This window comes from Ammoniphilus sp. CFH 90114 (genome assembly GCF_004123195.1).
Lineage (GTDB): Bacteria > Bacillota > Bacilli > Aneurinibacillales > RAOX-1 > YIM-78166.
The window spans coordinates 16,016-34,093 of record NZ_SDLI01000024.1 but is presented as its reverse complement, the minus strand read 5'-3'; the positions used below and the strand labels follow the sequence as shown (position 1 = coordinate 34,093).

Sequence of the window (18,078 nt, the reverse complement as noted above, 5' to 3'; positions counted from 1 at the left end):
GTCCAGCAAAAAATGTTTTCAGATAAAGTAACCGTTTCTGATGAAGAAATAAAGGAATACTTGGCCCAATTCCCTGCAGCTGCCCAAGCCGGTGAAATGGAGAAGGTCAAAGAGTATATCCAAAATGCAAAGATTCAGCAGGAGGCTCAAAAATGGCTGGAAGACGCTCGTTCTAAAGCCGAGATTCAAATCATGTTGAAAAATTAGTAAAGAAAGTTAACGCAACTCCCGTAATAACGTAGAATACGGCGGGGGGAGGGCTTTCCTCATGTGGCTGTTCTGGGGAACATTTAAAGATATCTTGGTTCTTTTTTCGATCATCTATTTGGGTGAGTAGCTAGCCGATGTATGGAGGTTTACCCGAACAGAGCGAGCGTGGTGGATCATACTATCTGTTATCATGATGTTATCGTTTGTTTTTTGGTCTTGCTATGGACGTATCCTGATGTGGAAATAGGGTTCTGCGATAGCTACCTTTGCGTTTATTGCAGGAATCGCCAACGGGAAAGCATTCCGTTAAAGTGTCAAGCGTGAAAGCAAACCCCCCCAACCAAGACATGTATTCTTGATTGGGGGGGTTATATGTCGTTGCGAGATGGTATAACCTTTATGAAGGGCAGGAGTTAAAGAATACTGGATAGTTTTATATGAAAATCCCCGGTACCAAAGTTGGTGATTCATCATAGGCTGAACCCTGAATAAACCGAGTCATAGTCGGTAATAAAGAAAATAGGCAATAGGATGCCCGGCCGCGTCATTTCTTTTTTAAAAAAATGGCAGCTTGGGAGCCTTGTACTCTATTTACTTGCCTAAGCAGAAATGTTATCGATGTCTTGGATACGGTAGCCACGTTCTCTTAAGTATCAAATCATTTTCTGCTCTTTTTTATGCCCTTGTTCCCGTTCTAAATAGTCATAACCTAATTCTTGATAGGGCTTTTTCGTTTTAAGAACTTGGTAGACGATTCTAATAAGTAAATGGGCAGTAGCTACATTCGATTTCATTTTTCCTTGCCTCTTTTTAATTCGCTTGTTATGAGCTGAAATCCGCTTGTATCTGGGCCTTTATCAGGGGGATCCAGCTGTTTGTGGAGTATATGGATGGGATAATAATAGTCGGTCTTTATTGCATCGCCATAGATCCGATGTTGAGAGAAAAAGGTCCAGATCTCATAATCCTTGTTTTGCTGAATTAGCTAGAAGCATTGAGGAACGCGGCTACAATCTTGGCTACAATTTAGTGATTTGCAGTAAGGACTATTCCATATAAAAGGAATCGTATACGCATCATTAGTAGGCGGACATATGATCCTTTAATTCATACGTAACCTCGCCTTCTAGGAGGTTAGCGGACATCTAATCGTCTATTTCATGGAATTAGACAAAAAAGCTGCTATAAACCTTAAAATAAAGGAACAGATGTCCGTTTGGACCGAAAAACCCCTCTTTTTGATACAAATAAAGGATTCTGTGTCCGCGAGCTATCGTTCGAAAAGGTTTGATACCTTATCTATGGAAACAAAACCGAAACTCAACGTCATTGATCATCGCGTCATGGCTGATAGCTACGAAAGCTATTATCGGATAGAGCCGACTTTCATTCCATATCTATGGAGTGAAAGTCGGCTTTTTCCTGCGTTGTTGCTTTCCTGCCGGTGGAGTGGTGAAATGAGGGAATTTTTTTATCAGATTGTATTGAAAATTCAACAAGGTTATAATATACTCTAAATTAAGGTAAACGTTTAACCTAATTATTAGTGTAAACACAGCAACATTTAGGGGTGCAAAGGTGGAAACCCAGCCTTTTCAAAGGAGTGTATCCATCTTTATCGGGATATTCTCAGGTTAATTAAAGTAATCGTTTACCTTAAAGTGTGTTCATGCTCGTATAAATAAGGAGACGAAATAAAACGAGGGAGAGGGTGTATTCGTGGATCAACATAGAGATGAGATGCAGGTAACAGAGCTTGTGAAAACGGCAAGGGAGATTCGGAGGAATATTATCAGGACGGTTTACAGGGCACAGGCTGGACATTTGGGAGGGCCTCTTTCTGCAACGGATCTTCTAACTGCCCTGTATTTTGAAGTCATGAAAATCGATCCAGACAATCCGAAGGATGTGATGCGGGACCGCTTTGTCCTGTCTAAAGGGCACTCCGCGATTGCGTTGTATTGTACGCTTGCCGAAAGAGGGTATTTTTCAAAAGCAGAGCTGGAGACCTTCGATAAAATCAACTCCCGACTTCAGGCGCATCCGGATATGACCGTGTTACCGGGTTTAGATATGTCTACCGGCTCGCTCGGGATCGGGATCTCGAATGCGGTGGGAATTGCTTTAGGCTCTAAGCTCGAAGGTTCATCCTTTCATACCTACTGCATGGTAGGCGACGGGGAAACGCAAGAGGGTCAGGTGTGGGAAGCGGCGGATACGGCTGTGAAATATAAGTTGGACAATTTGACGGTCGTTCTTGATTATAACGGATTACAGCAATACGGATGGCCGGGAACGGAGGGGAAAGAAAGAGAAATACCCGTGTTGGAGCCAGCGGAGAGATGGAAGGCTTTTGGCTTCCATGTGATCAGCATAGATGGCCACGATATGTTGCAGATCCTCCGAGCTTTCCGTGAAGCAAAAGGAGTCAAAGGCAAGCCTACGATTATTATTGCTCATACGGTGAAGGGGAAGGGTGTTAGTTTTATGGAAGGCCAATATCTATGGCACTCCAGGGTCCCTACTGATCCTGAGCTTCAGGCAGCGTTAGAAGAATTGGCTGAGGGGGTCGTGTAGGTGGTAACGTTGGAGAAAAATCATATGGTGTCCATGCGGGATCTATTCGGGCAGAAATTACTAGCTTTATCTCAAGCAGATACGAGAGTGTTGGCGCTAGATGGGGACTTAGCGAACTCAACGAAGCTAGATAAAGTGGCAGAAAACAACGCGAAGCAGTTCCTGCAGATGGGCATTGCTGAGCAGAATATGCTAGGTGTCGCAGCTGGCCTTGCAGCCGTTGGCTTTCAGCCTTGGGTGTGCTCTTTTGCCGCCTTTATCGTCAAGCGGGCGCTTGACCCGATTGTTGTATCCATTAGTCAGCCTAAGCTTAATGTGAAAATGGTAGGAGCTTATAGTGGACTTCTCAATGGTTGCACAGGAAAAACTCATCAGGGGATTGAAGACATGGCCATCATGAGGAGTCTGCCGAACATGGTGGTGTTGGCCCCTGCGGATGCTGTAGAACTCGAGAAGATGATGGATTTTGCCTACAAGTATGAAGGGCCGGTGTACATTCGTTTGGCGAGAGATCCTTACCCGATTCTGTTTGATCAAGCCGAGTACGAATTCCAAATCGGAAAAGGAGTCCTGCTGCGAGAAGGTAACGATGTGACGATCATCTCGACGGGGACGCAGACGAGTCGTTCTCTTATCGCCGCTTATCTATTGGAACAGCAAGGGATATCTGCTGCCGTGCTCCATATGCCATCTGTTAAACCGATCGATATCGAAGCGGTCGTCGCAGCGGCGAGAACAACGGGCGCCATCGTGACAGCGGAGGAGCACAACATCTATGGAGGGCTTGGAAGTGCGGTATCGGAAGTATTAGGAGAGCACTGGCCAACTCCCATGGAGAGAGTGGGAGTGCAAGATAAAAATACAGAGTCAGGGTCTAATGATGCTTTATTGGATAAGTACGGACTTACTCCGGTACACGTAGCGAATGCGGTGTTAAAAGTCATGGCTAGGAAAAGAGGGTAAAACTTTTTCTATTAAAATGAATCCTAATACCTTAAAATGACAAAATAAACCAAAATATTGCAATTCATGTCATATCGAGCGAATGACTCAAGTTGGAGGGAATCTAATCATGAAGACGGCATTTTCTAAGATGGTTGTCGCACCACCTGGCCCTAAAGCGCAAGAAATTATTCAAAAAGAAAAAAACTATATTCCTAGGTCCGCTTGTTCCTCGACTCCGCTTGTTTGGAAGGAAGCTTATGGAGCTACGATTATCGATGTCGATGGGAATGAGTATATTGATTTTACCTCTGGCATTCTGGTTTCGAATGTCGGGCACTCCCACCCTAAGGTTGTAGCGGCCATACAAGAGCAAGCAGGAAAGTTCTTGAACTCCTACGATTCCTCCCATCATCTGCGAGCCGAGCTTGCCGAAAAAATAGTGAATCTGTTTCCCGAAGAATTAAACCGAGTATTGTTGCTGACTACGGGGTCAGAGGCGATTGAAGCCGCCATTAAGTTTGCCCGTGCCAAAACGGGAAAAAGTGAGATTATTAGTTTTCATGGTTCCTTCCATGGGAGAACGCATCTGACAATGAGTCTAGGGGGAATTAAAAAGGTGAAGAGCGGATGCGGACCTCAAGCGTCCAATATCCTTCACGTGCCTTTTCCGTATCCTTATCGCTGCACCTTCAGCCAACCTCATGATCAATGCGATGAGCATACGCTTCAGTATATGGAGCAAATTCTACACACCGCCTCCACGGGAAATATAGCCGCTGTTATCATGGAATCCTACCTAGGATCCGGCGGCTGTGTCGTGCCATCGGTAAAGTTTGTGCAGGGGGTCAGGGAGTTTTGTGATCGCCACGATATCCTATTAATTATGGATGAGGTGCAAGCGGGGTTTGGTCGAACGGGCAAGATGTTTGGCTTCGAGCATTATGGCATTCTTCCAGATCTAGTCTGCTTAGCAAAGGGGATATCGAGTGGAGTTCCGACCAGTGCGGTTGTTGGGCGTGATTCGATTATGGATCATCTTCCTCCTGGAACGATGACAAGTACCTATGGCGGGAATCCCTTATCTTGTGCAGCGGCTATGGCCACGATTGACGTAATCGTAGAGGAACGGCTACCTGAGCGAGCAGCGAGACTAGGGGAACGAATGGCCCAAAGATTCCAGACCTTAGTTGAAAAATATCGGATCATTGGTGAAGCCCGTTCGATCGGTTTGGTATCCGGTATTGAAGTCGTGAAAAGCCGCGAAGGTCGTGAGCCGGACCCAGAAACGGCCCGAGCGATTGCCATGCAAGCGATTCACCTCGGATTGGCAGTGATTGCTCCAACAGGACTTCATGGGAATGTGTTGAGATTAATGCCGCCACTAGTGATAGAGGAAGAAGCTTTGGAAGCAGGTCTTGATCTTTTGGATGAAGCGATCTCCATCGTACTCAATGGGGGTCTACATGATCACTAAGCGCCTAAACTATGCCGTGACAGGGGGAGGGGAACGTGTCCACCGAGCTGCCCCTGTATTATTCAAGGGCGACCTCTATCAAAGTATAGATCTAGCTAAAACGATAGGGTACGACGCTATCGAGTGGCATATCAACGATCCGAATGAAGTGGATGGGGAGCAGCTAAAGGCATATTGCGATAGGATGGGCTTTTCCATTTCAGCCTTCGTGACGGGCATGGGGTATACCCTCGATCGATTATCGTTAATCGATGATTCCGATGAAGGGAGGGCCAAGGCCGTCCAACGGTTGAAAGCGTGTATTGATTTAGCGGAGCAATTAGAGTGTATGGTGATCATTGGGTATATGCGTGGGAATATCCCGGATTTAGAGGTCTCTAGCAAATATAAGCAATATCTAGTGGATAGCTTAACTCAATTAACGGACTATGCCCAAGAGAAAGGTGTGGTTCTTGCCATAGAGGTGATTAATCGGTATGAAGTCAATTACCTCAATACGATTGAGGAAACCGCGAAGCTGATAGAAGAAGTAGGAAGCGAGTTTCTGAAGATTCATATTGACACCTTCCATATGAATATAGAAGAAACGGATTTTGTGGAAAGCATTCTCTCCTGCCAAGATCAGCTCGGATATGTTCACGTGGCGGACAGTAATCGACGAGCACCAGGAATGGGGCATATCAACTTTGCTTCGATTATCGAGGTGTTAAAACAGATAGGGTACGACGGGTATGTTTCACTCGAATGTCTGTACGATCAGGATCCTAGCGAAACGGCGAAACAAGGCCTTACTTATCTAAAATCAATAGAAGATAACATAAAGAGGGAGGAGAGTCCGGTTCATGAGTCAAATCAACCCTGCGTTAGGCAGTGAAAGTAAAGGTCTCATCTGGTGCTACACGGATCAATTAAGCTATGCCCCAGGGGAGATGGTTTCCTTTCATGTTTCAAGTCAAAGTCCCTCCTATTCGATGACCATCGCTCGTATAGGGTTAAAGGGAGAAGTGGTTTGGGAAGGCAGCCAATTAGCTGCGGAGTGGCAGGATATCCCGGAAAAAGCGAATGAGTACGGTTGTGAATGGCCCGTTTCCCTTACTTTACAAGTCCCTCTAGAGTGGAGGTCAGGCTACTATCAAGTGCTCGTAAGAGCGGAAGGGTTATCAGGCCGATATGCCGAATCCGAGCACTTCTTTGTCGTTCGTTCCGCCCATCCGGGGAGGGATGCGAAGATCCTTTTCGTTTTATCTACCAATACGTACTTAGCTTATAACAGTTGGGGAGGTGGAAATCTTTATTCTAGTAAGGATGTCTTCGAATTTCATCAAGAGGTTTCCACTGGGGCCTCCCTGTTGCGGCCGTTTGAACCGGGATTGTTAAGTAAGCTTTCAGGCGCACCGAGGATGATGTTTCCTGTAGGAAAAGAGCTGGCACCGATGGAGGAGCAAGGTCGGCCTTATCGCCCCTTCTCGATTGAAGCGGAAGTGGATTATTGGACTGGACCTTCTGGATTTATCGGGCGCTGGGAAGAGATCTTCGTGAAGTGGTTGGAGGAGAAGGGGTATTCAGTAGACTACGCCATTCAGTATGATCTAGATTCGAAGCCGGGATTACTCGATTCCTATCAGATGTACCTAAGCGTCGGTCATGATGAATACTGGTCTTGGAAGGAAAGAGATGTGGTAGAGAATTGGATTGAGGAGGGCGGGAATCTCGCCATGTTCTCTGGTAACAGCGTCTTCTGGCAGGTGCGATTCGAGGATGAGGGAAAAAGAATGGTGTGTTATAAACATAAAGCGACCGAACTAGATCCTGTCATGGGAACCCCTGAGGAGAAATATGTGACTTCGATTTGGTCCTCTAAGGTCATTCAACGACCTGAGAATCATCTAACAGGTATTTCTTTTACCCGTGGCGGATACGCCCGAACAGGCATGTCCGTCCCAAGAGGTTCTGCTGGGTATACGGTGTATCGTCCTGATCATTGGGCGTTCGAGGGAACCGGACTAGAATACGGAGATCTACTTGGAAACCTAGAAGGCATCATTGGATATGAGAACGATGGGTGTGACTTCCAGGTTAAGGACGGTTTGCCATACCCGACGGGAAAGGATGGATCCCCTGTAGGAATGGAGATTCTAGCGATGACGCCTGTCAGTCCTGGGGAGCGTACAGACCGAGGGTATGTGGATCTAAAAGTAGGGGATAGCGAATTGCATACCTTTGCCAGGGAACTATTAGGGGCTGATACCCCGGAAAATCGAGAAAAGTTTAGATACGGGCATGCCATGATGGTTCAGTTTTCTAAGGGAAAAGGAAATGTTTTTAATGGTGGTGCAACCGAATGGGCTTATGGAATAGAAGGGAAGAATCCATTCGTCGAAAGAATTACAGACAACGTCATGAAGAGATTTGCCAAGGAGGGATAGAACGATGGCAAACAAAGTAGCTATTGTAACGGGAGCCAGCAGTGGGATCGGGGAGGCGACCGTGAGAGAATTGGTTCATCATGGGATCCGCGTGATGATGGCAGCCAGGAGGGAAGATCGGCTTCATCAATTCCAAGAGGAAATGAGAGCGCTCGGCGGTGATGTAAGTTACCATGTCACGGATGTGACCTCTCGCCGTGATATGGAAGCGTTGGCAGCCCATACGATCGAGAGATTCGGTAGAGTCGATATCCTGGTTAATAACGCGGGAATTAGTCCTTTTTCCTTCTTGAACAAACTTCGAGTGGATGAGTGGGATCAAATGATCGACGTCAATATCAAAGGGGTTCTATATGGTATCGCAGCGGTCCTGCCTTATATGGAGAAGCAGAATGAGGGGCACATCATTAACGTTTCCTCGGTGGCAGGGTATGATACGACCCCTTTTCGAGTGGTATACAGTGCGACCAAACATGCCGTTCGAGCAATCACTGAAGGGTTGCGCAAGGAATTAGGCGTAAATCAACAGATTCGAACCACGCTCATCTCCCCAGGGGCGGTAGAGACGGAGATTCTAAACGGGATCACGGATGATGAGGCCAAAAGACTAGTCGATGAACAAGTCAGCCAACAACAAATGCTTATGCCGAAGGACGTGGCTGCAGCTATTCGTTTTGCCATTGAACAACCCCTCTCGGTGTCTCTGAATGAAATGGTCATCCGTCCCACTTCACAAAGGCGATAACTAGAGGTAAAAAGGCTCTGTTTGCGGACAGAGCCAAATTTAAACCGTTTAAGTTAAACGTTTACCTAATAAGGAGGAATAAACATGTTGAAGAAGAAAGCCAAAGGTCTTGCCATGCTGTCCTTGTTGCTTAGTGTTGTCGTATCAGGATGCGGAGGGACGAACACCACAGAGGTTGGCGCAGGCGAGCAGTCAACTGGGGAAAATGGCAGTAAGGTGGTTAAAATTGGAGCCGTCCTTCCGCTAACTGGGGTAACCGCTTACTATGGCACTCAGATTAAGCAAGGGATCGATTTGGTCTTAGAGGAACTCGAAACACAAGGCGGGATGGAAGGGTTGAAAATTGAAGTGATCTATGAAGATGACAAAGGAATTCCAGCCGAAGCGGTAAACTCCACCCAAAAGCTGATTACACAAGATAAAGTAACCGCTATCATTGGTCCGCATAGCTCTTCGAATACGTTAGCTATGCGGGATATTACCGAGAGAGAAAAAGTCGTTCAGATGACACCGGCTGCTGGAGCGGATAATGTGACGGAGCCAGGACATCCCTATATGTTTAGATATACGTTATATAACGGTCAGCAAGCCCCTGTACTAGCGAAATTCGCCACAGAAGAGCTTCAACTTAAAAACATTGCCGTGATTGCAGAAAACACGGATTTTGGAAGAACAGCAGCAGAAATCTTCGAAAAAGAAGTCAAGGACATAGGCACAAGCCAAGTCGTATCTATGGAATACTACAAGCCGGGCGATAAGGATTTCTATCCGCAACTAACCAAAATGAAGAATTTATCCCCTGATGGTGTGCTGATTTCAGGAACGATTACAGAAGCGGCTCAAATTGTAAAGCAAATCCGCGATCTTGGGATCGAAGCCAAGATTATGGGTACAGCTGCACTGGCCAACGATAAATTTGTAGAGCTTGCTGGTACCGCTGCCGAGGGTGTGATTCATATTGGGACCTTTGAACCTGAAGCCTATGATTACTTCCCGGATTCCAAGAATATGGTCGAGCGTTATAAAGCGAAGTACGGGATCAACCCGGATATGCAGGTGGCTAACGGATATGGAGCCATGCAGATTTTTGCCGAAGCAGCCAAAAATTCAGGAGGCGGCGATCGTGAGAAATTCAGAGAAGCGATGGTGGCACTTAAGGAATTCCCCGTCGTAACGGGACCTGTTACGTTCAATGAAAACGGGCAAGCAAACCAAAAGCTGGTTATTGAGAAGATTGAAAACGGAAAACGCGTGATCATCGGAGAGCATAAGTACTAAACGAATAGACCTCAAGTTTCCCTAGGGTTCTTAGACTCTAGGGGAACGATTCCTATCAAATCGACTTGCAGAGGAGTGGATGAAACGGTGATAGAATTTTTACAGCAGACAATCAATGGTCTGGTGATGGGGAGCACATATGTCTTAATGGCTCTCGGTTTGACCTTGATCTTAGGGATGCTGGATATGGCGAACTTTGCCCATGGTGAACTCTTTATGGCGGGGGCTTTCGTTGCGGTAACCGTAGCCCAGGGATTAAATCTATCTTATTTTATGGCGATTCCTGTTGCTATGATTTGTATCGCTATTTTAGGAATTGTAATGGAAAGACTTGCCTTTAATCCTTTGCGCAACTCCCCGCGGATCAATCTTCTTGTGAGTTCATTAGGCGTGTCAATCATCTTGCAAAACGGGGCACAGTTAATCTGGGGACCAGACCCGCGGAATCTCTCTTCCCCCTTTGAAGAAATACAAGTGAATATGGGTGGCTTATTTATCAATGGTCAGAGATTGTTTGTTGTAGTGATCGCGTTTATCATGATCTCTATTGTCTATTTTGCCATTCAAAAAACAAAGATTGGGATTGCGATGAGAGCTTGTGCCTTTGATATGGAAATCGGAAAGCTTATGGGAATAAAGGTGAATACCATTCTCTTCGTCACTTTCGCCATTGGGGCTTCCTTAGCTGCTTTAGCGGGTACGTTAATGGCTCCTATATTCAGCGTCTATCCCACGATGGGAATCTCCGCAACACTAAAAGCCTTTGTCGTGGTCTTGCTTGGAGGGATTGGGAATGTATCCGGAGCCATCGTCGGTGGATCCATCCTGGGTCTCGTGGAAACGTACGCGGCAGGCTACTGGTCTTCCGAATATAAGGATGTCATTGCGTTTGTGATGATGATTATGGTCCTGCTTTTTAAACCTGCTGGCTTGTTTGGAAAACACTTACAGGAGAAGGTGTAAATGTCTAATAAATGGTTAATCGGTTGTTTAGCTCTTAGTGCCTGTTTTCCTTTCCTCTTCCCGAATGATTATCTCATTCACATTATGGTCATGGCTGGCATCAATATTATCCTAGTCTTAAGCCTTAACATCATTACGGGTTTTACAGGGCAGGTATCCCTAGGTCATGCTGCGTTTTTTGGAATAGGGGCTTATTTCTCAGCGATTATGGCTCAACAGGGTCTTCCTGTGTGGGTGGCGATGATTCTCGCTGTGTTGGTGGCTGCCCTGTTCGGCTTTCTTATCGGATTTCCTGTCTTGCGTTTACAGGGTCACTTTTTTGCGATTGCCTCTTTAGGCTTCTGTGAAATCGTTCATATTGTGTTCAACAATTGGATAGACGTGACTCGAGGTCCGATGGGTTTAACCGGAATACCGAGGCCGGAAGCTTTTTTTGCCTTTGATTTCACGTCAAAGACGCACTACTATTACTTGATCCTCCTCATGATCTGCTTGGTGACCTACTTGTCTCATCGAATCAAGTTTTCGAAAATGGGGCGCGCCCTTCTTGCCATTAAGACGGATGAAATCACAGCCAAGGCTATGGGGGTTCATGTTACGTATTATAAAGTGTCGGCCTTCGTCTGGAGTGCAGCGGTAGCTGGACTAGCGGGAACCTTTTATGCTCATTTTATTTTATTCCTGAGTCCCGAGACGTTCCAGACGTCGATGTCGGTCAATATTTTGCTCATGCTATTAATTGGCGGTGTCGGGAGTATTTACGGCTCCATTATGGGGGCGATGTTTGTTACCCTTCTGTCAGAATATCTGCGAGAATTCATGCAGTACCAGATGCTAGTTTATGGAATTCTCATTGTCATTATTGTCATCTTTGCTCCGAAAGGAATCAGTGGTCTCTCTTCCATGCTGCATCGATGGTTGCCACAAACCTGGGCGAAAGAGAATAAGAAAGTCACGTTGAATCGGGAGAGGGAGGTGTAAGACGGTGATGAGTGTAGAGAATCTCTTGCAAACCGAAGGTTTAACCATTAAATTTGGTGGTGTTACGGCCGTTGATCACGTCTCCATCGCGATTAAAGCGGGGCAAATTTTTGGATTGATTGGTCCAAACGGTGCGGGTAAGACCACTATGTTTAATTTATTAACCAACATTTATAAGCCGACGAGTGGGAAGGTCTTTTATAAAGGGAGAGATCTTTCCGAGCTTCAAACCCATGAGATTACATCCCTTGGGATATCAAGAACGTTTCAAAATATACGACTGCTAAAAGAACATACGGTTTTTGAAAATATTATGATTGCCACCCATGGTAGAGTCACGTACCGTTTTATAGATTCGTTTTTTAAGCGTAAGAGCTATCGTAGGCAAGAGGAAGAAGCCGCCGGTTTTGTCTACGAGCTAATGAAAAAATATCATCTCTACGATCTGAAGGATGAAATCGCTACCGATCTCCCTCAAGGGGTCCAACGGAAAATTGAGATCGTGCGAGCGTTGGCTACCGGAGCGGAATTGATCTTTCTGGACGAACCTGCTGCAGGGTTAAATCCTGTAGAGACGATCGAGCTGATGGAGCTAATTGAGAGTTTACAGAAAGAAGGGAAGACGATCTTCCTCATTGAGCATGATATGAAGCTGGTGAGAGGGGTTTGTGATCAAATTGCGGTCCTTCATTTCGGACAATTGCTGGATCAAGGAACCTATGAACAGGTGACAGCCAACCCGAAGGTGGTTCAGGCTTATCTAGGGAGGAGGTATCAGCATGCTGAAAATTGATGATTTACATGTTTCCTATGGAAATGTGAAGGCTCTTAAAGGGATATCCATGGAAGTGAAGGGCGGGGAAGTCGTCACACTGATCGGGTCCAATGGTGCGGGGAAGTCAACCTTGCTGAAAACCATCTCTGGACTCATCCGTCCGGATCAAGGAACCATCTCTTTCCTAGGTGAAAATATTACGAATGTATCGCCTGATAAAATTGTAGCTAAGGGCATTGCTCATGTACCCGAGGGACGTCGGATCTTTTCTAATATGACCGTGAAGGAAAATTTAATTGTGGGGTCCTACCAACGGAAAGATAAACAGCAATTGAAACTTGACTATGAGGAGATCTTTTCCTTATTTCCTATTCTTCATTCGAGAGCAGAGCAAATGGCTGGAACGCTCTCGGGGGGTGAGCAACAAATGTTGGCTTTAAGTCGAGCCCTCTTGTCTAAGCCTAAGCTCATGATTCTGGATGAGCCCTCACTTGGACTAGCGCCGGTGATCGTAGATACCGTCTTTGATGTCATCGAAAAAATTAGGAAGACGGGGATAACGATTTTGCTTGTCGAGCAGAATGCCCATTTGGCTCTGGAATCATCGGAGCGTGCTTATGTACTAGAAACGGGGGAGATCAAAATTTCTGGGGATTCTCGCCTATTGCTAGAAGATGAAAGAGTGATAGAAGCGTATTTGGGATAGCTTTTGAGGTAACTAGAGGAACACGTTTGTTCCTCTTTTGATTTCTTTCGAACCAATTGTCAAATGGACCTACATGTTGTAGCCTAAAAGGAAAACAGTAAGTGAGGAAATCCATGACGGTGATCAATAAAATAGAACAACATCTGATTCAACACTGGATGTATTTTAAACGTACAGAACATAGTACTTACATAGATAATAACGTGATCAAGTATCTTTCTGTTGGACCCTATAATCGTGTCATGTTCGTAGATTGGTCGAATACAGATCGACTCGATATCGAAGAGCAGATGGACAACATAATTAAACTCAGCAACCCAGAAGGTGAACCTTTTCTGTGGATTGTCGGACCATCTACCCAACCAGCAGAACTTAAGGACCTATTACATACAAGAGGATTTCAGCATAATCAACGCTGGACGGGAATGGCATTGAGCCCGGAGGATTTTAAGATGGCAAGTGGCCATCCGGAAGGCTTCGAATTCATCAAAGTGGAAACGGAAGAGGACTTAAGGAAATGGGTCGAGGTATACATTGAGGGATATCAAAGACCCTCGGAGTCCGCTGAGCAAGTCTTCCACTTATTTCAACCGATTGCAACGAGTAAACAGAACGAGTATCAATTGTATCTGGGTCTTGATCAGGGGGAACCTGCTGTTTGTGGAGCTGTCTATATAGAGGATGGGATGATAGCCGGTCTTTATTGCATCGCTACACATCCGATGAGGAGAGGAAAAGGTCTAGCTACGAGTTTCTTGCAAAATCTAGTGGATCTCGTGATCAAGCAGGGAGCCTCGCTTTGCGTCCTTCATGCTACGGAAGCAGGAAAGTTCCTTTATGAGAAGATCGGATTTACATCTTATGGTCATTTTGAAGTATATAAAAAGATGAACTAAGGATAGAATGATAAGCTAGAGTGGGAGCTATAGAACTGAGGAGATGAATATGAAACCAACGATTACGGATGTGGCTAAGAAAGCAGGAGTTTCTATTGCGACCGTGTCCAAGGTGATGAACAATACGGGCAAAATTAGCGAAGCGACTAAAAAAAGAGTATTAGAGATTATGAAGGAGATGGAGTTTCAACCCAGTTTTGTGGCGAGTGCCTTAAAAGGTAAATCCACCTATACGATAGGGCTCCTTATTCCTGATCTCGCCAATCCTTTTTTTGCTGAATTAGCTAGGAGTATTGAAGACCGCGGTCATAATCTTGGCTATAATTTGGTTATTTGCAGTACAGACTATTCCATGGAAAAGGAATCAAAATACATAAATCTACTTAAGCAAAAAAGTGTAGATGGCTTCATTCTTGCCTCCGGATTTGAAAACATTCAGTTGGTAAAGGAATTAATGGAAGAAAAAACCCCCTTGGCCATTGTCGCTCGCGAGATGCCAGCTTTAGAAGTGGATACGGTATCTGTGGATAATTTTTTAGGAGGGTACCTGGCCGCCTCCCATCTCATTAATTTAGGACATAAAGAGATCGCCATTATTACCAGGGATGTATGGAGTAATCGGGAACGACTCCGTGGGTATAGACAAGCTCTATTAGAAGCAGGTATTCCATTTGAAGAAAAAATAGATGTCGTTGAGGAAACATCTGTAGAATGCGGGAGAAAGATGGCGGGGAAATTCCTTAGCTCAGCCCGACGGCCAACAGCCATCTTCGCTTGTAGTGATTCCTTAGCCATTGGAGTTTTCCATGCAGCAAGGGAGTTTGGTTTAAAGATTCCTAACGATTTATCCGTGATAGGATTTGATGACACCCCATGGGCCGGTGCCAGCTTTCCTTCTATGACGACCATTGCCCAACCCATCCGAGAGATGGGTCTCGCGGTAACGGATCTCCTTGTAAAAGCAATAAAAGGAGAAAAAGAAACGAAGCAGCGACTCATCTTACTACCGAAGCTTATTGCTCGAGAGTCTACGGTTCCATATTCTGGTAGATAGGTGTTGAAAAGAGAATAGATCAAGACTGATTGTGCATGATATTAAGGCCATTCCCGGGTGCATCGGGAATGGTCTTTTTTCTCGGCAGTGTCTGCCCAGACTGAGTTGAAGTATATATAAATTTCAATCTGATCTTTTTTGCGTTTTATTGGAAGATTTTATTACAAAAAATATTGATCTTTCAGAATATAAACTATATAATCATTGTATACAATTGATGTATACAATTAAAAAATACATTAGTTGTATGCAAAGAAAAGGAGGAATCATCAGATGCTTGGAGGAGAAATAACGGTCAAATCTAAAACTAGCTCATCTTTGGCAGACAAAATCTACTCTACTATTAAAGGAGCTATATTGAATCGAGAACTTTCTCCCGGGACGAAGTTATCCGAAGAGGCGCTAGCACAGATCCTTCAGGTCAGTCGAACACCGATTCGGACGGCGCTTCAGCGGCTATCCTATGAGAAGCTCGTCACCATAAATAAACGTGTCACCACCGTGGCCAGTCCTACAGTCAAAGAAGTACAGGAAGTATTTGAAATGAGGATGCTGCTTGAGGATTTTACGGTTTCTAAGGCTTGTGAGAATGCGTGGAAATCGCAGAAGGTCATTAAGCACTTAGAAGAGATCTTGGAAGTGGAGAAACAAGCTTACGAAAGCAAAGACATGAATCGTGTCTTAACCCGTGTCTTCGATTTCCATATCGAAATCGCAAGATTAGTAGACAATAGTCACGTTTTGAGAAATTTGGAGCAAATGATTGCCCTTACGAATATGTATATAGCCTTTTATAGCGAAATGGATATCGAATCCCCCAACTCTCCGGAAGAACACAGGGGGATCCTGAATGAGATTGAAAAAGGGGACAAAGCTGCTGCAAGGGAAAAAATGAAGGCCCATCTCGGAGGGATAATCAACAGGTTGAATTTCGACAAGATAAAAAGCTCAAATCAAGATCTCCACGATATCCTTTTGCGTAATCAGATTTTGTAACGCTTTGCATCCCATTGTTTGGGTGAATTCCATATAGAAGAACTTTAATATCCTTCAAAAAAGAGGTGAGTATATGAGCCATAATGTTGAAGCGCCTGATCTAGACAATATTAAAGTGGAGAACGATTCGCATTTCGAGGAATGGGTGGAGGGGAAGATCAATCCTTCCATGAGGAAAAAGGTTTTTCCGATTATGATTCTTGCGATAAGCATGGCTTTGTTTCATGTGTATACGTCTGCTTTTGGAATTTTGGAAGCATGGCAGCAGCGATCGGTGACGGTATCCTTTGTGTTGCTATTGGTTCCCTTCTTGTTTCCCTTTAAGCACACCTCAACCCCTTTTGCCAGATTCATAGATGCGGCATATTTTTTGGGAGCAGCAGTTGCTATTGGGTACGTTTTCACGGCTTATCCTGAGATTACTTATCGCGAAGGGGAGCCCAATCAAGCGGATATTTTCTTCGGTTCTTTGCTTGTGCTTTTGATTCTTGAAGGAACACGGCGGGCAGTAGGAAAGGCGATGGCGATTCTTGTCAGCCTTTTGATTGCGTATGTCTTTTTGGGAAAATATGTCCCAGGTACACTTGGCCATCCTGGATTCACTGTAGAGAAAGCGATTGATACTTATTTCAACTCAACCTTCGGCATGTTTGGACTGATTATGGGAGCGATGTCAAACTACATCATTATGTTTATCATCTTCGGCGCTTTTTTGTCTAAGTCCCATGCAGGCCAGTTTTTCATCAAAATTGCTTATGCTTTAACGGGATCCAAGGTCGGAGGGCCGGCTAAAGTGGCTGTTCTGGCCAGCGGATTGATGGGAATGATTTCAGGAAATGCGGTATCCAATGTGGTAACGACGGGAACATTGACCATCCCGCTTATGAAAAAGGTCGGATATAAAGGTCACTTTGCCGGTGCGGTAGAAGCCGCAGCTTCTGCAGGAGGGCAAATTATGCCGCCAATCATGGGAGCAGCTGCCTTCATTATTGCTTCCAATCTTCAACTTCCTTATATCCAGCTTTGTCTTTTTGCCCTTGTGCCAGGAGTCCTGCATTTTGTAGCTATCTATTTTATGGTCCATTTTGAGGCTAAGAAACATAACTTGACAGGTCTTCCCAAGGATCAGCTTCCGAATGTGAAGAAGGTTTTCAAAGAAGGTTGGTTTTTATTTCTGCCGATTATTCTCATTATTGGAATGCTGGTAATGGGATATTCTCCACAGATTGCTGGCGTGTATTCTCTTGTATCTATTATTGTGGTCTCCATGTTCCGCAGGAAAACGAGAATGACATGGAAGCAAGTGATCGGTTCGCTCGAAATCGGTGCGAGAAACTCCGTGTCCATTGCTATTATCTGTGCAGCGGCCGGAATCTTAATTGGCAGTATAAATCTGACGGGGCTTGGTATGAAGTTTTCTTCCCTTGTTCTCGGAGTTACTGGCGAAAACCTGTTAATCTCTCTGGTATTCATCATGATCGCCTCCATCATTCTCGGTATGGGAATGCCAACCGTGTCAGCTTATGTAATCTTATCCGTCCTAGGCGTCCCTGCCTTGGTTAAACTTGGTGTGAATCCAATAGCTGCGCATTTATTTGTGTTTTATTTCGCGATTATGTCTAATCTGACGCCACCGGTTGCAGTAGGTGCCTATGCAGCGGCGGCCCTGGCCCAATCCGACCCAAGTAAGACAGGTTTCACTGGACTGAAGATCTCCCTTGGAACCTTTCTTATTCCGTTTATCTTCGTATATGGCCCGGCCCTTCTCATGCAAGGCTCTGTACCATCCATTGTACTTGCTGTGATTACAGCATTCATTGGAATCTATTCCTTTACTGCCGGGATGCAGGGCTTCATGCTGGTTCGGATGACTAAGATGGAGCGGGCAATGGCCATTATTGGTGCTCTGACTCTTATCATACCTGGGTTATGGACAGATGTTCTTGGGATTGCTTTATTCACGTTGACAGGTCTTATTCAGTACAGAAATAAGAAATCGAATGAATCCCAATTTCATTTTACTAGTGCAAGCTGAGCTCTTAGCTTGAAATA

17 protein-coding genes are annotated in these 18,078 nt (G+C 45.1%); 16 read left to right on the top strand and 1 reads right to left on the bottom strand.

What is annotated here, in order from left to right; translation table 11 throughout:
• The coding region (locus tag EIZ39_RS26965; protein ID WP_164985320.1) for a hypothetical protein at positions 1–207 on the top strand (207 nt) is incomplete at its 5' end.
• A gap of 656 nt (positions 208–863) precedes the next feature.
• Here the strand turns inward: EIZ39_RS26965 and EIZ39_RS26960 are convergent.
• Complete coding sequence (locus EIZ39_RS26960) at positions 864–1,004, bottom strand: hypothetical protein (protein ID WP_164985319.1); 141 nt, start codon at positions 1,002–1,004, stop codon at positions 864–866.
• 925 nt (positions 1,005–1,929) lie between these two features.
• Here EIZ39_RS26960 and EIZ39_RS24775 point away from each other — a divergent pair.
• The 15 genes from EIZ39_RS24775 to EIZ39_RS24705 all read left to right on the top strand — a co-directional run bounded on the left by EIZ39_RS24775 (position 1,930) and on the right by EIZ39_RS24705 (position 18,061).
• The gene (locus EIZ39_RS24775) at positions 1,930–2,787 is read left to right on the top strand and encodes a transketolase (protein WP_483296073.1); all 858 of its coding nucleotides are present in this window, start codon (positions 1,930–1,932) and stop codon (positions 2,785–2,787) included.
• On the top strand, positions 2,788–3,750 hold the full coding sequence (locus EIZ39_RS24770; protein ID WP_240675935.1) for a transketolase family protein: 963 nt from the start codon (positions 2,788–2,790) through the stop codon (positions 3,748–3,750).
• A gap of 109 nt (positions 3,751–3,859) precedes the next feature.
• Positions 3,860–5,206 (top strand): aspartate aminotransferase family protein, encoded by a 1,347-nt coding sequence (locus EIZ39_RS24765; protein ID WP_164985318.1) that lies wholly within the window; start codon positions 3,860–3,862, stop codon positions 5,204–5,206.
• Complete coding sequence (locus tag EIZ39_RS24760) at positions 5,196–6,080, top strand: sugar phosphate isomerase/epimerase family protein (protein ID WP_164985317.1); 885 nt, start codon at positions 5,196–5,198, stop codon at positions 6,078–6,080. Before EIZ39_RS24765 ends, EIZ39_RS24760 begins: the two co-directional genes overlap by 11 nt.
• Complete coding sequence (locus tag EIZ39_RS24755; protein WP_129203992.1) at positions 6,049–7,632, top strand: N,N-dimethylformamidase beta subunit family domain-containing protein; 1,584 nt, start codon at positions 6,049–6,051, stop codon at positions 7,630–7,632. The genes EIZ39_RS24760 and EIZ39_RS24755 overlap by 32 nt, the downstream gene beginning before the upstream one ends.
• Positions 7,633–7,636: 4 nt before the next feature.
• Positions 7,637–8,377, top strand: coding sequence for an SDR family oxidoreductase (locus tag EIZ39_RS24750; RefSeq protein WP_129203990.1), 741 nt, complete (start codon positions 7,637–7,639; stop codon positions 8,375–8,377).
• Positions 8,378–8,461: 84 nt separating this feature from the next.
• A complete protein-coding gene (locus tag EIZ39_RS24745) occupies positions 8,462–9,655 on the top strand; it encodes an ABC transporter substrate-binding protein (protein WP_129203988.1) in 1,194 nt (397 codons plus the stop codon).
• Positions 9,656–9,742: 87 nt separating this feature from the next.
• Positions 9,743–10,618, top strand: coding sequence for a branched-chain amino acid ABC transporter permease (locus tag EIZ39_RS24740; protein ID WP_129203986.1), 876 nt, complete (start codon positions 9,743–9,745; stop codon positions 10,616–10,618).
• Positions 10,619–11,599: a branched-chain amino acid ABC transporter permease gene (locus tag EIZ39_RS24735; protein ID WP_129203984.1), complete on the top strand. Its 981-nt coding sequence runs from the start codon at positions 10,619–10,621 to the stop codon at positions 11,597–11,599.
• A 7-nt stretch (positions 11,600–11,606) separates the two neighbouring features.
• The gene (locus EIZ39_RS24730) at positions 11,607–12,392 is read left to right on the top strand and encodes an ABC transporter ATP-binding protein (RefSeq protein WP_129204000.1); all 786 of its coding nucleotides are present in this window, start codon (positions 11,607–11,609) and stop codon (positions 12,390–12,392) included.
• Positions 12,379–13,080 carry an ABC transporter ATP-binding protein gene (locus EIZ39_RS24725; RefSeq protein ID WP_129203982.1) on the top strand — a complete coding sequence of 234 codons (702 nt, stop codon included), beginning with the start codon at positions 12,379–12,381 and terminating at the stop codon, positions 13,078–13,080. Before EIZ39_RS24730 ends, EIZ39_RS24725 begins: the two co-directional genes overlap by 14 nt.
• 113 nt (positions 13,081–13,193) lie before the next feature.
• On the top strand, positions 13,194–13,976 hold the full coding sequence (locus tag EIZ39_RS24720) for a GNAT family N-acetyltransferase (RefSeq protein WP_129203979.1): 783 nt from the start codon (positions 13,194–13,196) through the stop codon (positions 13,974–13,976).
• 49 nt (positions 13,977–14,025) lie between these two features.
• On the top strand, positions 14,026–15,030 hold the full coding sequence (locus EIZ39_RS24715; RefSeq protein ID WP_129203977.1) for a LacI family DNA-binding transcriptional regulator: 1,005 nt from the start codon (positions 14,026–14,028) through the stop codon (positions 15,028–15,030).
• 273 nt (positions 15,031–15,303) lie between these two features.
• Positions 15,304–16,026, top strand: coding sequence for a GntR family transcriptional regulator (locus EIZ39_RS24710; RefSeq protein ID WP_129203975.1), 723 nt, complete (start codon positions 15,304–15,306; stop codon positions 16,024–16,026).
• 73 nt (positions 16,027–16,099) lie between these two features.
• Entirely contained in the window at positions 16,100–18,061 is a 1,962-nt protein-coding gene (locus EIZ39_RS24705; protein WP_129203973.1) for a TRAP transporter permease, read from the top strand.
• The last annotated feature ends 17 nt before the right edge of the window (positions 18,062–18,078 follow it).

Excerpts from the sequence above, each read along its gene's own strand:
- EIZ39_RS26960 (WP_164985319.1), bottom strand. The coding sequence starts at position 1,004 with ATGAAATCGAATGTAGCTACTGCCCATTTACTTATTAGAATCGTCTAC.
- EIZ39_RS24765 (WP_164985318.1), top strand. The coding sequence starts at position 3,860 with ATGAAGACGGCATTTTCTAAGATGGTTGTCGCACCACCTGGCCCTAAA.
- EIZ39_RS24760 (WP_164985317.1), top strand. The coding sequence starts at position 5,196 with ATGATCACTAAGCGCCTAAACTATGCCGTGACAGGGGGAGGGGAACGT.
- EIZ39_RS24755 (WP_129203992.1), top strand. The coding sequence starts at position 6,049 with ATGAGTCAAATCAACCCTGCGTTAGGCAGTGAAAGTAAAGGTCTCATC.
- EIZ39_RS24750 (WP_129203990.1), top strand. The coding sequence starts at position 7,637 with ATGGCAAACAAAGTAGCTATTGTAACGGGAGCCAGCAGTGGGATCGGG.
- EIZ39_RS24745 (WP_129203988.1), top strand. The coding sequence starts at position 8,462 with ATGTTGAAGAAGAAAGCCAAAGGTCTTGCCATGCTGTCCTTGTTGCTT.
- EIZ39_RS24735 (WP_129203984.1), top strand. The coding sequence starts at position 10,619 with ATGTCTAATAAATGGTTAATCGGTTGTTTAGCTCTTAGTGCCTGTTTT.
- EIZ39_RS24730 (WP_129204000.1), top strand. The coding sequence starts at position 11,607 with ATGAGTGTAGAGAATCTCTTGCAAACCGAAGGTTTAACCATTAAATTT.
- EIZ39_RS24725 (WP_129203982.1), top strand. The coding sequence starts at position 12,379 with ATGCTGAAAATTGATGATTTACATGTTTCCTATGGAAATGTGAAGGCT.
- EIZ39_RS24720 (WP_129203979.1), top strand. The coding sequence starts at position 13,194 with ATGACGGTGATCAATAAAATAGAACAACATCTGATTCAACACTGGATG.
- EIZ39_RS24715 (WP_129203977.1), top strand. The coding sequence starts at position 14,026 with ATGAAACCAACGATTACGGATGTGGCTAAGAAAGCAGGAGTTTCTATT.
- EIZ39_RS24710 (WP_129203975.1), top strand. The coding sequence starts at position 15,304 with ATGCTTGGAGGAGAAATAACGGTCAAATCTAAAACTAGCTCATCTTTG.
- EIZ39_RS24705 (WP_129203973.1), top strand. The coding sequence starts at position 16,100 with ATGAGCCATAATGTTGAAGCGCCTGATCTAGACAATATTAAAGTGGAG.